General features: G+C 68.7%; 12 protein-coding genes, 2 tRNA genes and 1 pseudogene. 8 read left to right on the top strand and 7 right to left on the bottom strand.

Going from position 1 to position 13,115, the window contains the following annotated elements:
• Positions 1-191: 191 nt before the first annotated feature.
• The gene (locus C8E96_RS09170) at positions 192-551 is read right to left on the bottom strand and encodes a hypothetical protein (RefSeq protein WP_133794287.1); all 360 of its coding nucleotides are present in this window, start codon (positions 549-551) and stop codon (positions 192-194) included.
• 366 nt (positions 552-917) lie between these two features.
• On the opposite strand from C8E96_RS09170, the pseudogene C8E96_RS34600 reads away from it, so the two are divergent.
• Positions 918-1,310 (top strand): annotated as a pseudogene (locus C8E96_RS34600) (tyrosine-type recombinase/integrase); the annotation flags it as partial.
• 176 nt (positions 1,311-1,486) lie between these two features.
• Here the strand turns inward: C8E96_RS34600 and C8E96_RS09155 are convergent.
• Both C8E96_RS09155 and C8E96_RS09150 read right to left on the bottom strand, forming a co-directional pair.
• Positions 1,487-1,562, bottom strand: a tRNA-Arg gene (locus tag C8E96_RS09155).
• Positions 1,563-1,597: 35 nt separating this feature from the next.
• A tRNA-Ser gene (locus tag C8E96_RS09150) sits at positions 1,598-1,687 on the bottom strand.
• Between the two features lie 209 nt (positions 1,688-1,896).
• Between C8E96_RS09150 and C8E96_RS09145 the strand changes: the two genes are divergently transcribed.
• A complete protein-coding gene (locus C8E96_RS09145; RefSeq protein WP_091380296.1) occupies positions 1,897-2,664 on the top strand; it encodes a CoA transferase subunit A in 768 nt (255 codons plus the stop codon).
• Positions 2,665-2,666: 2 nt separating this feature from the next.
• Entirely contained in the window at positions 2,667-3,329 is a 663-nt protein-coding gene (locus C8E96_RS09140; RefSeq protein WP_091380299.1) for a CoA transferase subunit B, read from the top strand.
• A 36-nt stretch (positions 3,330-3,365) separates the two neighbouring features.
• On the opposite strand, the gene C8E96_RS09135 is transcribed toward C8E96_RS09140, so the two are convergent.
• Complete coding sequence (locus C8E96_RS09135) at positions 3,366-4,031, bottom strand: dienelactone hydrolase family protein (RefSeq protein WP_091380302.1); 666 nt, start codon at positions 4,029-4,031, stop codon at positions 3,366-3,368.
• A gap of 120 nt (positions 4,032-4,151) precedes the next feature.
• Here C8E96_RS09135 and hisC point away from each other — a divergent pair, with 120 nt between their 5' ends.
• Complete coding sequence (hisC, locus tag C8E96_RS09130; protein WP_091380305.1) at positions 4,152-5,219, top strand: histidinol-phosphate transaminase; 1,068 nt, start codon at positions 4,152-4,154, stop codon at positions 5,217-5,219.
• 37 nt (positions 5,220-5,256) lie between these two features.
• Here hisC and C8E96_RS09125 read toward each other — a convergent pair whose 3' ends face one another.
• Together C8E96_RS09125 and C8E96_RS09120 are read right to left on the bottom strand one after the other, a co-directional pair.
• Positions 5,257-6,012, bottom strand: coding sequence for a sulfite exporter TauE/SafE family protein (locus C8E96_RS09125; RefSeq protein WP_091380308.1), 756 nt, complete (start codon positions 6,010-6,012; stop codon positions 5,257-5,259).
• Between the two features lie 25 nt (positions 6,013-6,037).
• The gene (locus C8E96_RS09120) at positions 6,038-6,742 is read right to left on the bottom strand and encodes a GntR family transcriptional regulator (RefSeq protein WP_228770099.1); all 705 of its coding nucleotides are present in this window, start codon (positions 6,740-6,742) and stop codon (positions 6,038-6,040) included.
• A gap of 113 nt (positions 6,743-6,855) precedes the next feature.
• On the opposite strand from C8E96_RS09120, the gene C8E96_RS09115 reads away from it, so the two are divergent.
• Positions 6,856-8,097, top strand: a complete 1,242-nt coding sequence (locus C8E96_RS09115; protein WP_091380313.1) for an MFS transporter — start codon at positions 6,856-6,858, stop codon at positions 8,095-8,097.
• Positions 8,098-8,160: 63 nt separating this feature from the next.
• Here the strand turns inward: C8E96_RS09115 and C8E96_RS09110 are convergent, their stop codons facing one another.
• Entirely contained in the window at positions 8,161-11,322 is a 3,162-nt protein-coding gene (locus tag C8E96_RS09110) for an SdrD B-like domain-containing protein (RefSeq protein WP_133794285.1), read from the bottom strand.
• 247 nt (positions 11,323-11,569) lie between these two features.
• Here C8E96_RS09110 and C8E96_RS09105 point away from each other — a divergent pair, with 247 nt between their 5' ends.
• Genes C8E96_RS09105 through C8E96_RS09095 form a run of 3 tightly spaced genes read left to right on the top strand, consistent with a single transcriptional unit; the run spans position 11,570 to position 13,098 of the window.
• On the top strand, positions 11,570-12,205 hold the full coding sequence (locus tag C8E96_RS09105) for a hypothetical protein (RefSeq protein WP_091380320.1): 636 nt from the start codon (positions 11,570-11,572) through the stop codon (positions 12,203-12,205).
• A gap of 51 nt (positions 12,206-12,256) precedes the next feature.
• The gene (locus tag C8E96_RS09100; protein ID WP_091380325.1) at positions 12,257-12,709 is read left to right on the top strand and encodes a MarR family winged helix-turn-helix transcriptional regulator; all 453 of its coding nucleotides are present in this window, start codon (positions 12,257-12,259) and stop codon (positions 12,707-12,709) included.
• Positions 12,706-13,098, top strand: a complete 393-nt coding sequence (locus C8E96_RS09095) for a DUF5313 family protein (protein WP_091380328.1) — start codon at positions 12,706-12,708, stop codon at positions 13,096-13,098. Before C8E96_RS09100 ends, C8E96_RS09095 begins: the two co-directional genes overlap by 4 nt.
• Positions 13,099-13,115 lie beyond the last annotated feature (17 nt).

The following is a 13,115-nucleotide window of genomic DNA, read 5'->3' as shown; positions in this document are numbered from 1 at the left end:
TCGACTCCAATGGTTAGCTTCGTGCGGTGCACAGTCGCCGCCCCACACCAGCGCGGTACCGACCGAGCACCATCGTCCACCCCCTGCCGATCCGCAGCGAGGTCGACCTGGCCGCGCTGGACCGGCTCGCAGCCGAGCTTCGGGCAGCGTTCCCCACGTCGACTCCGCCCCGGACCAGCGGGTGCGGCTGCTCAGATGAATCGCCCGATGGGATTGTCGGCTTCTGCGTGCGAAACGCTCCCGTGAGCACCACATCTGGGATCGATACGTCCGTCATTTGCGACGATGAGCATCGCGGGCTTGAATGGAGCATCGTCGGTCTCCTTGGTATCGAACGCCCGGACCGCTCCGTCAGCTGCTTCTGCACCGATGTGTACTCCAAGACCTGGTGCGACGATGTCGTGGATTCCTTCCTCGCTCAACGCGATGAGCGCTGTGTCGCCCCAATCGCTGTCAGACATGTTCATCGCCACGGTCTTGAGCTGGCCAGTGGGGTACACGATGTCGAACGTAATCCGGACAACGCGGCCCCGGTCTTCGGGAAATGACACGGCTTGCTCCTTCGTTGCGGGCTCTCACCCCTGCGGAACCCCGCATCCACTGTGCGTGATGTGGTGCGTTTTTGCAGGTTGGGTGGCCCCGAACTCAACGCCGTGGCCACCGCCCGAGCCCACGGCCGCAGCTGGTCGGAGATCGCGACCGCCCTGCACCAGAGCAAGCAATCGGCCTGGGAGAAGTGGCACGACCTCGACCCGGAACCCACCGAGCCTCCATCGAGGCCAAGCGCCAACTCGCCGCCCTGCACATGGGGCCCGGATCGTGCCCAGCCTGCGACGAGCCCTCTCCTGCCAGACGCTGCGCCTGCTTGGCAAGCCCTTCGCCACCGAGATCGGCTACCAGGCGGAATAGGCTCCCCGATGACCCCGGCGACGAAGCTGATCGTGCTGCGCGGGCCGTCGGGCTGCGGAAAGAGCACGATCACCCCGGGCGCTGCGAGAGCGCGTCGGCCGCGGCCTGGCCGTCGTCGAGCAGGACTACCTGCGCCGGATCTTGCTGCGCGAACCCGGCTACGCCTGGGCTCAGACTGGGCAGGCTCCGGACGGGTGTGGACGAGGCCGGACGGCGCGGATCTGCGGCCCAGCTGGCTCGGCGACCGGTTCGCCGCACTCATCGCCGGGGCCGGACTGCCACCGATCCGCTTCCATGACCTGCGTCACGTGGCCGCCACGATGATGCTCGCCGCCAAGGTCGACCTGAAGGTCATCCAGGAAACACTCGGGCACGAAACTCTCCAGACGACCAGTGACCTCTACACGTCGGTACTACCCGAGTTGGCCCGCGACGCCGCCGAGGCGACCGTCGCGCTCATCCCGCGGGCGCCCAGACAAACGCTCGGGCACCCAAGCGGGACCAATAGCGAGAGGGGGTGGCAATGCCGGAACATAAACAAAACCGCAGCTAGACGAGGTCTCTCTGCGGTTTCGAGTGGTGCGCCCGAAGGGATTCGAACCCCTAACCTTCTGATCCGTAGTCAGATGCTCTATCCGTTGAGCTACGGGCGCGTGTTCAGTTGTGCTCGGCGGACCGAGTAGTACAGCGGAGGCTCCGGGATTTGAACCCGGGATGGGGGGTTACCCCAAACCGCATTAGCAGTGCGGCGCCATAGACCAGACTAGGCGAAGCCTCCCGGGGAGCCCCAAGCCGCTCGGCGATAAGACTACACAGGCCCCCAGGTGAGAGGCAAAACGCCCCCCTCCCAACAGCAAATCCGCAGGTCAAAGCCGCCAACTACCGCCCGCCCACACCCAGGGCCCAGGAAGGTGGTCCTCAGCCACATCGACACCCGCCCCGCCCCCGCTAGAGTCGCGATTGCCACACCCAGAAGGAGGGGCACACATGGACAAAGTCGTCCGCAGCGCCGCCGATGCGGTCGCCGATATCCCGGACAACGCGAGCCTGGCCGTGGGCGGGTTCGGGTTGTGCGGCATCCCGAGCGTGCTTATTCAGGCCTTGCTCGCCAAAGGCGTGACGGGACTGGACGTGGCGTCCAACAACTGTGGGGTCGACGACTGGGGTCTGGGGATGCTTCTCCGCGAGCGCCGGATCGCGCGGATGACGAGCTCCTACGTCGGTGAGAACAAGGAGTTCGCCCGCCAGTACCTGTCCGGCGAGCTGGAGGTCGAGCTCACCCCCCAGGGGACGCTGGCCGAGCGGCTGCGGGCAGGCGGCGCGGGAATCCCGGCGTTCTACACGCGGACCGGGGTCGGGACTCAGGTGGCCGACGGCGGGGTGCCTTGGCGCTACGACAGCGAGGGCAACGTTTCCGTGGCCTCGCCGCCCAAGGAGGTCCGCGAGTTCGACGGGCTGGACTACGTGCTGGAGCACGCCATCGTGTGCGACTTCGGCCTTGTGCGGGCGTGGAAGGGCGACCGGCACGGCAACCTCGTGTTCCGCGATTCCGCGCAGAACTTCAACCCGCTCTGCGCCCAGGCGGGCCGCATCAGCATCGCCGAGGTCGAGGAGCTCGTGGAGCCGGGTGAGCTGGCCCCCAACGAGGTCCACCTGCCGGGCATCTTCATCCAGCGAGTCGTCCCGCTGACCGCGGAGCAGGCCGCCGACAAGCGCATCGAGCGCCGTACCGTCCGTCCGAAGCTGGAGGCCTGAGCATGGCACTGACCCGTGAGCAGATGGCCGCCCGCGCGGCCGCCGAGCTGTCGGACGGCTCGTACGTCAACCTCGGCATCGGGCTTCCCACCCTGGTCCCGAACTACGTGCCCGACGACGTCGAGATCGTGCTGCAGTCGGAGAACGGCATCCTCGGCGTCGGCGCGTACCCGTACGAGGGCGAGGAGAGCCCCGACCTGATCAACGCGGGCAAGGAGACGGTGACCCTGCGCAAGGGCGCTTCGTTCTTCGACTCCGCCGCGTCGTTCGGCATGATCCGCGGCGGCAAGGTCGACGCCGCGATCCTGGGGGCCATGCAGGTCTCGAAGGTCGGTGACATCGCCAACTGGATGATCCCCGGCAAGATGGTCAAGGGCATGGGCGGCGCGATGGACCTGGTGCACGGCGCCAAGCACGTCGTCGTGCTCATGGAGCACGTCGCCAAGGACGGCTCGTACAAGATCGTCAACGAGTGTTCGCTGCCCTACACCGGTTTGCGGGTGGCGCAGCGGATCATCACCGACCTCGCGGTCATCGACATCACCGCCGACGGCCTGGTCCTGCGCGAGACCGCGCCGGGGGTCAGTGTCGAAGAGGTGCGCGAGAAGACCGAGCCCGAACTCACCGTCGGCTCGGACGTCGTCGAGATGGCCGTCGCGGTCTGACGCCAGCGGCCTGGCGGGGCGCCGAGCCCCGCCAGGTCAGCGCAGGTGCGCGTCGAACCAGTTCAGGGCGCGCTGCCAGGCTTCGAAGCCGCCGGTCTCGAAGGCGAAGCGGACCACGTCGGTCGCGACCGACGCCGTGGCCGCGGCGTCGCGCAGTTTCTCCACCTGCTGCTCGGTGATGTCGTCGCCCTCGGTTCGGTAGAGGCCCAGCCACGGCACCCGCAGGTCCGCGGCGACCTCGACCAGTGGGGGCAGACCGGCCGACAGCGGCTCGATGATCCCGCCGCCCGCCACGGTCACCGCGGCGCCGATCGTGCGGCTGGCGGCGACGACAAGGGCTACCGCGCCACCGAGTTCGAAGCCGATGACGCCGATCCGGTCGAGGTTCACCTTGTGCTCGGCGAGCCAGGCGAACGCGATGTCGGTCGCGGCGAGCACGGACTCCCCGGACAGTTCACTGACTTTGTCGCGGGCCTCCGCGTGGTCGACTTCCGCCGACCCGCCTTCGTAGAGGTGCGGGACCACGATCAGCCACCCCTCGGCGGCCAGCCCGGCCACCATGGCCAGCACGGCCTCGGTGATGCCGCGGGCTTCGTGCAGCACGACGAGACCGCCGCGGGTCACTCGGTCGGGTTCGGCGTAGGTGAGGCGCAGCGCGCGGCCATCGGCCAGCCGGAAGTCCTCGGTGCGGGTCTGGGCCATGACCAAGCCAACCACGGGTGGGTGTGTCCTCGTCAACGTGATCACCCGCTCACCCGCCGTATCGGGCTAGATTCGGGGCAGCGGCAGCGTGGCCGCCACCCGTGACGACGAGGAGCTTCGATGAGTGTGCGTACTCGCGCCGACCTGGACGCGCTGCCCGGCTATGTGCCGGGTAAGTCAATCCCGGGCGCGATCAAGCTCGCCAGCAACGAGGTGTCGCTCGGCCCGCTGCCGAGCGTGGTCGAGGCGATCGCCCAGGCGGCGGGCCACATCAACCGCTATCCGGACAGCGGCGCGGGCGAGTTGGTCGCGCGGCTGGCCCGCAAGCTCGGCGTGTCCGAGGACCAGGTGGCCGTCGGCTGCGGCTCGGTGACGTTGTGCCAGCAGCTCGTCCAGGCGACCTGCACGCCGGACGACGAGGTCATGTTCGCGTGGCGCTCGTTCGAGGCCTACCCGATCATCACCCAGGTCGTCGGCGCCGCCCAGGTGCGCGTCCCGCTGACCGACGGACACGAGCTGGACCTCGACGCGATGGCCGCCGCGGTCACGCCGAAGACCCGGCTGATCTACCTGTGCAACCCCAACAACCCGACCGGTACAGCGCACCCGAAGGCCGCGATCGAGCGGTTCATCGCCGCCGTGCCCGACGACGTGCTGATCATCATCGACGAGGCGTACGGCGAGTTCGTCGAGAACCCGGACATCGCCGACGGCGTGGAGCTGGCCAAGGAGCAGTGGGCCGCGGGCCGCGACAACGTCGCCGTGCTGCGCACCTTCTCCAAGGCGTACGGCCTCGCGGGTCTGCGCGTGGGCTACCTGATCGCGCCCGAGGCGGTGACGGCCGCGGTACGCAAGGTGTTCGTACCGTTCGCGGTCAACATGGTCGCCCAGGTGGCCGCGATCGCCTCGCTCGACGCCGAGGACGAGCTGCTGGCCCGCTGCCGCGACATCGTCGGCGAGCGCGGCCGGGTGCGCGCCGCGCTGATCGAGGCGGGCTACGAGGTTCCGGTCACGGAGGCCAACTTCGTGTGGCTGCCGCTGGGTGAGCGGACGGCGGCGTTCAACGAGCACTGCCTGTCGCACAAGGTGGTCGTCCGCGCGTTCGTCGGCGAGGGCGCCCGCGTCACCATCAGCACGCCCGACGAGAACGACGCCTTCCTAGCCGCCGCCACGTCCTTCCCGCGCTGATCGAACCGGTGCCGGCGTGTCCTCAATGGACACGCCGTCACCGGGTCAGCAGCTGGAAGATCGCGGCGAGTCCGACCAGGACGATCACCGCGCGCAGCACGGTCGGCGACAGTTTGCGGCCGACCTTCGCGCCGATGAGCCCGCCCACGATTGCGCCCACGGCGATCAGCGCGACCGCGTCCCAGGCCACGTCGGCGACGAAGATGAAGACGATGCCCGCCACGAGGTTCACGATGGCGGCGAGGACGTTCTTGACCGCGTTGATCCGCTGCAGGCTCTCGTCCATCAGGATGCCCATCAGGCCGAGCAGCAGAACCCCTTGCGCGGCACCGAAGTAGCCGCCGTAGATGCCGGTGGCGCACACCCCGGCGAGGAGCGCCAGTCCACCGTGGACGTGCCGTTCCCCTTGCCGCTCAGTCAGTTTGCGGGCCAGCCACGGCTGCAGGATGACCAGCACCAGCGCGAGTCCGATGAGGATCGGGACGATCGTCTCGAACGCGCCGGGTGGCAGGACCAGCAGCAGGACCGCGCCCACGACGCCGCCGACCAGGGATGCCGCGCCGAGCCGCAGCAGTCGCGGGAGTTGTCCGGCGAGTTCGCGTCGGTAGCCAACGGCGCCGGTGATCGATCCCGGTACCAAGCCCAGGGTGTTGGACACATTGGCCACAACCGGGGGAAACCCGACCGCGAGCAGCACCGGGAACGTGACCAGCGTGCCGGAGCCGACGACGGTGTTGATCCCGCCGGCGAAGATCCCCGCCAGCACGACGGCGATGGCTTCCCAAGTCGTCATTGTGTCCATCCCACAGATGTGGACACTAGTTCGTGAGTTTCCTGTCGCGCGTGAGGAATGCGTCGAACATCTCACTCTCGGCGTCGTCGAGGTACCGCCGCAGCAGTTCCTCCGCTCGTTCCGGCTCGCCGCCCTTGACCCGGTCGAGGATCTCGCGGTTGCGCCGCAGGTAGCCCTCGTGGAACGAGCGCGGGTCGCCCATCTCGTGGAAGCCGAGCCGCAGTTCGGCGCCGACCTGGCGCATCATCTCGTCGAGCCGGGGGCTGCCGACGAGGCTCACGATCGCTTGGTGGAAGCGGATGTTGGCGGTGCCGACGTCGACCCAGCGGCCCTCGGCGGCGGCCCGTTCACCGCGCTCGACGGCCGCGGTCATCCGCTCGACGCCCGCCTCGGTCGCCTGCGCCAGCGCGGCGCACTCGACGACCTTGCGGACCCGGTAGAGGTCACGGACATCGGCCCGGACCAGGCTGCGCACGAACACGCCCCGGTTGAGCTTGTGCACCAGCAGTTTCTCGTGGGTGAGCAGCCGGAACGCCTCGCGCAGGGTGTTGCGGGAGACCTCCAGCGGCGCCATGAACGCCTCTTCGGTGACCCGGCTGCCCGGCGGCAGCGCGCCTTCCATGATCAGGTCGCGCAGCGCCGACGCGGCGACGTCGGCCGCGCTGCTGCGCCCCTGCCGCCGCTCACGGACCAGCTCGGTGAGCCGCCCGACGATGTCGACCGATGCCACGGTTTCCTCCCACTCGTCCTTCCAGGGTAATTGTCTGATCGTCCCATTGTCAGATTGTTGAACAATCCCTACGGTACGGGGGTGACGGTGCCATCGAGCGAGCGGGGTGGAGCATGAGCACAGTCCGGACCGAGCCTGCGATGAGCTGGTTCCGAGAGCTCCCAGCCAAGGGGCGCAAGGCATTTGTCGGGGCGTTCCTCGGTTACGGCCTCGACTCGTACGACTTCTGGGTGCTCCCGCTGGGGCTCGCGGCCATCGCGTCGTCGTTCGGCCTGAGCACCGGTCAGACCGGGCTGCTGTCCACGGCGACGCTGGTGTTCTCCGCGGTGGGCGGCGTGATCGCGGGCGTGCTCGCCGACCGGATCGGCCGGGTCCGGACGCTGATGATCACGGTGGTCACATACGCCCTGTTCACCGCGCTGTGCGGGTTCGCGCAGGACTACGAGACGCTGCTCGTCCTGCGGGCGTTGCAGGGCCTCGGTTTCGGCGGCGAGTGGGCCACCGGCGCGATCCTCGTCGCGGAGTACACCGCCGCCCGCCACCGCGGCCGCGTCGCGTCGGTCATCCAGAGTTCGTGGGCGGTCGGCTGGGGCGCGGCGGTGATCGTCTACACGGTGGTGTTCCACCTCGTCGACCCGGACCTGGCCTGGCGCGTCCTGTTCATCACCGGCGCGCTGCCCGCGATCCTGGTCGTCTACCTGCGGCGCGGGGTCGAGGACGCGCCCGTGTTCACCGAGCACAAGGCCGCCGCCCGCGGCTCGCTGCGGGCGATCTTCCGCCGGGATCTGTTGCGCACCACGGTGTTCGCGTCACTGCTGGCCACCGGCTGCCAGGGCGGCTACTACACGCTCGCCACCTGGTTGCCGACGTACCTCAGCAAGCAGCGCGGCCTGACCGTCATCGGCACCGGCGGCTACCTGGCCTTCCTGATCACCGGCGCGTTCCTCGGCTACCTGACCGGCGGGTATCTGTCCGATCGCCTGGGGCGCAAGCACTCCTTCCGCATCTTCGCGGTCCTCAGCGCGACCCTGCTGATGCTCTACACCCAGCTACCGCCCTCCGCGGCGGGCTACGTGCTGTTCCTGGGCTTCCCGCTGGGTTTCTGCTCGTCGGCCATCTTCAGCGGCTTCGGCGCGTACCTCGCCGAGCTGTACCCGAGCCGGGCGCGCGGGGCCGGTCCGGGCTTCACCTACAACTTCGGCCGCGCGGTCGGCGCCTTCTTCCCCGCCGCCATCGGGGTTCTCGCCGGCCACTACGGCATCGGCGGCGCGATGTCCTTCGGTGCTTTGGCTTACGCGCTCGTCGTGATCTCGCTGTTCGGGCTGCCCGAGACCCGGGACCGCGAACTGACCTGAGCTCTACCCAAAGCACAGGGGCGGTGCCAGAACATCCGGCACCGCCCCTGCTTTCTGTCGCTATCAGTAAGTTCGCCTGCGCTTGGTCGCCATCACAGTGATCCCACCCGCCATGAGCACAGCGAGACCGAGCACTGTCAGGCCGAGCACGCTGGCACCCGTCTGTGCCAACTCATCGCCGCCGGTGCTCGCCGTGGGAGCGACTCCGGCCTGAGGCGCCGGGACGCCGGGGGTCGGGACGCCGGGCACGGGGGTGGGCTCGGTCGGCACGGGCTTGACGATGGGCAGCTCAGGCTGCTCAGGTCCAGGCACCATGAAGAACCGCGCGTCGTACTCGCTCTCCCCGGCGAAGATGTAGAACCGGCCGTCGCCCTCCCACTTGAACGCCCACGGGCCGACGACGTGCACGCGGTAGCGGCCTGCCTGGACGTCACTGAAGGTGAACCGGCCCGCCGCGTCGGTGCGGGTCTCCGCGATCGCCTCGTCGGTGGTCATGTTCACGAGTTGGACTTTGACGCCGGCGAGCCGCTCGTCGTCGCCGATCTCCCAGTCGCCGTTCGCGTCGTGCACGAGCTCGCCGGACCTGGTTCCCAGCGCGCCGAGCACCAACACACTGTCGCGAGCACGTGGAGCGCCCGTATCGGGATGCCCGTTGGCGACGAACTCGCAGCCGACGTCGTGATATCCCAGCTCACGGTCGAAGTCGGTGATGATGTCCGCGACCTCGAACGTCCGAGTCTCACTCGGCTCGAGATCGGCGCCCGGGTCGGTGTGACCGATGGGGAACCAGCCCTTGGTGTTGTCGTGATACCCATCGCCGGACCAGCAGTTCGCGCGGACGCCTTTGAGCTCGGCGGTTCCGGAGTTGGTGAGGGTCACCATGGCCTTCGCGGATTCGCCAACCTTGTACGAGTCGGCGGTGAACTCAAAGGTTCCCGACAACACGTCCGTGAGCGGACGAACCGCGCGGATCGCGACATTCTTGCGCCCCTCGGCCGTCAGGGTGAATCGGTCGTAACCATCCCCGCTCTCGCCGAGCGGGATCCAGCCGTGCGCGCCTTCCGAGAAGTAGACGGCGTACTGGCCCGCGCGAAGGTCGTCGAACGCAAAGCGCCCGTCGGCGTCGGTGGTTGTCGAGCGCATCGAGAGGGGCCTGCCGCCGGTCGCGCTGACCTGGACCCCGCTGAGGCCTTCGCCCTCATCGGCGCTGCCGTTGCCGTTCTTGTCGGCGAACACCATCCCGCTGTACTCGCCGACGACCTTGGTGACCGATGCCTGGACAAAGAAGGAGTTGTTGTCCCTGTTCATGTCCTGCGGTTCTGCGAGCAGCCCACCTTCGAAGACGACCGTGGCTGAGTCCCCGGTCATCGACATCGGGTTCCCTACGAACTCGAAGGTCCGCGTCTGTCCCGCTTCGACTGTGGTGCCACGTGAGTACTCGAGTTCACCCCAACCGCCGCCGGTCTCCGGCCAATAGTTGCTGGATGGCCCGGTCAGCAGTCGGACGTTCTTGGCGGCGGCGCTGCCGATGTTGGTGACGGTGACCGTGGCCTTCACCGGCTGGTCAGAGGTATATGTGTCCCGGTCGAAGCTCACCGAGACCTTCAGGTTGGCCAGGCGGCCCTGGCCCGCCTCGTCCGGCTGCACGAACAGGTACGCCCCGCCCAGGCCATCGGCCCGGATCGGGAAGCGGTTGTACGACGTCACTACCCACGGCCCGTCAGTGCGCACGTCGTAGATGCCGACCGGCAGGTCGGAGAAGCGGAACTCGCCTTCGGAGTCACTGACCGTCTCGGCGACCGTCGCACCGGTGTGCTCGTCGAGCAGCAGCACCTTGACACCGGCGACCGCGGCGCCCAGGCCACCGTCCGGGGCGTGCCGCACCGAACCGTGCCCTGAGCCGAGCGCGCCACTCACCCGCGCGGACGCCTCGGCCCGCGGCACGCCGGATGTCGAATAGCCCGCGGCAAGGAACGAGCAGCTAGCGCTCAGAAAGCCTGCCGCGCCCGCGCTCTCGGGCACAACGTCGGTGACCGACACGACCACGGAGTGGCCCGCGGGGACGGAGACGCCCGGTCCTCCGGTGGCCAGGTCGCCCCAGCCGACGCCACCGCCGATCGAACTGCCCATTCCGCAGGACGCTGTGACCCCGCTGAGGGGCTGGGGGCCTCGGTTCGTCAGCGTGACACGCGTGCTCACGGTGTCGCCCACGGCGTAGGTGGTCTTGTCGAGGCGCATGTTCACGCCCAGGAACTGGTCCAGGGACCGCGTGGCCAGGAGCTTGACGGCCGCGTACCGGTCGCCGCCGATGTTCAGGGTCTCCCGGTCGCTTCCGGTGACACCACTGATCGAGTAGCCATGCGCGCTGTAGCTCACGCTGTAGCCGCCCGCGTTCAGCTCGCCGAAGTCGAACCGCCCGGCGCTGTCCGTGTAGCGGACATCGGAGCTGTACGGCACACCGCCTTGGATACCGACCTGGACGCCGGTGATGCCCTCGCCGGAATCGAACGCCCCATTGCCGTTGTGGTCGCTGTAGATCATTCCGCCGAAACGGCCCTTGGCCGGGGCCACGGGCGCGGACACCAGATCGAAATTGTCGACCTGGTCGGCGTCGCCGCCGTCGACGACCACATTGACGGCGAAGCTGATCTCGCCGCCCTCCACACCGAGGATGGCGCCGGTGATCGTCACTTCCCGGACGCCGCGCGCGGGAATGGTCGCGCCGCCGTCCTGGCCGAGGTCGCCCCACTGGCCGTAGTTGTCGATGTGGCCGGACGCGTAGGCCCGCACGCCCTTGGCATCGACGTCGCTGTTGTTGGTGATTCGGACGGTGACCCGGACGTCGTCACCGGTGACGTACTCGGCCTTGTCGAAGGACGCTGTGACACCGACGTTCGGCAGCTGCGCGGCGGCCTTGGCAGGCTGCGACGGCGTCGTGGACGTCGAAGTGGCAGGCGCGCTCGACGACGTCGATTCCGACGAAGTCGTTGTGTCGGTGGAAGTTTCGGACGGCGACGATTCGGTTGTCGTCGGCGCGGGCTCGGTCGTGGTCGCCTCGGGCGACGTCGGGTCCGGAGTGGACGTCGGGACGGCGGACTCGGTCGCCGTGGGCTCCGCGGAGGGACTCACGGGATCGGTCTCTTGGGCGGCGGCGGTGGTGGCCATGGCGGCGCTCATGAGCAGCGCGAGCACAGCCGCGCCGAGCCGGTTTCCGGCTCGACGCACAGAAGTGCGTGACAGTGTGATCTCCCCAAGTCAGCGCGGCGCCCGAAGTCCCTCTGTGGGTCCCCCGACCCATTCGAGCCACACGACAGTCAATTAGCCGCACGGTACCCGATGGCGCCATTGAAAAGCCACGCGCAGAGGCAGCGAAAGCGAGACTCCGCTGCCAAGACACCCGCAATGCCGAAGAACACGATCACGATTGCGTAGCGTCGGTAACTGACGGTCGGGTGGAATTGATAGCCAGGGCATGAGCCGATCTGCCCTGCCGCGCGTCGTCATCGGGATCATCTGGTCGATCACCGCCATCGCGGCCCTCGTCGCGGGCGGTGTCGGTGTGATGCTGATCGCCGTGGCGCTGCCGGTGCTCGCGATCGCCGCCTTCGCCGCGGTCGTGGGACACGCGCGGTTCGCGTTCATCCCGGACCGGGGGCACGCGGTCGCGGTGGCGGCCATCGCGTTCGCGCTCATCCTGATCGCGGGGGCCGTCCTGCCCGCGCCGGACGCGACCCCGCTGGTCGCGGCGCCGTTGAAGGCACCCGCGGCGGCACCGCCCAGCACGACGACAGCGGAGATCACCGCCGCGGTGACAGCGCCGCCGACGACCGCCACGTCGACTTCCGTCCGCACGACGACGACCAAGGTCACCAAACCGGCCATCTCCACGAAGCCGAAGGCGACCACGACGAGCGAGACGGCCGCGGCACCGTCATCGGCCACACCGCTGTCGACGAAGCCTGGCTGCGACCCGTCCTACCCGACGATGTGCCTCGCGCTCACCGGCCCGGACCTGGACTGCTACCAGATCCCCCAGCGGCGCTTCCCGGTCCGCGCGCCCGACCGGCACCGGTTCGACCCGAACAACGACGGCGTCGGCTGCGAGTGACCCTGCCCTCTCGGGCTCCTCTCGACCGCTGACCTCATCTATGGTGGGCCAATGGTTGGTGCACAAACTTTCGACGCCGAGGACCCGCTGGCCCTCGAACGACAGGTCTGCTTCGCGCTGTCGATCGCCGCACGCGGCGTCGTCGGGATCTATCGGCCGCTGCTCGAACCTATGGGGCTGACCCACCCTCAATACCTGGTCATGCTGGCTTTGTGGCAGCGGGCGCCGCTGTCGGTCAAAGAGTTGAGCAGGCTGTTGGTACTCGATCCTGGCACCCTGTCTCCACTGCTGAAACGCCTCGAGGCGATCGGCTACCTCCGCCGCGACCGCGACGGCGCCGACGAGCGGCTGCTGGCGGTCACGCTGACCGAGGAAGGCCTGGCGCTGCGGGAGCGCGCCCTGCTCATTCCACCCGCGGTCGTCGAGCGGCTGGGCATGGACCTGCCGGAGTTGCAGCGTCTGCACCAAGCGCTCACCCAGGTCATCGAAGCGGCCAAGCCGTGAACCGGCCCTCCGCGCCCCGCAGACTCTGGTACCTGCTGGGCGGCAAACTCCCGCCGCGCTACCGAGAATGGGTCTTCGCCGACGCGACCGGTCCTCAATGGATGGTGTGGTTCGCGGTCCGCGCCCTGCTCCGGATGCTCCCGCTGTCCACGGCGATCACGCTCGGGCTGCTGCTCGGCCTCGGCGGCCCATGGCAGCTCGCACTGGCCTGCGGCTCCCTCGGCCTGATCGTGGGCATGTACTTCGCGGTGTCCTACGCGATCGAGAGCACCGAGTACCGAATCACCAGATACGGCTACCCCCACGGCGCCGCGGAACAGGCCCGCAAGGAACGCACCGCCGAACGCGACGCCGGCCACCAATCCCGCTACGACGCCGCCTGGCGCTGAACGGTGAAAGGGTATGA

This window comes from Actinokineospora alba (assembly GCF_004362515.1).
Lineage (GTDB): Bacteria > Actinomycetota > Actinomycetes > Mycobacteriales > Pseudonocardiaceae > Actinokineospora > Actinokineospora alba.
This window is presented reverse-complemented; position numbering and strand designations above follow the sequence as displayed.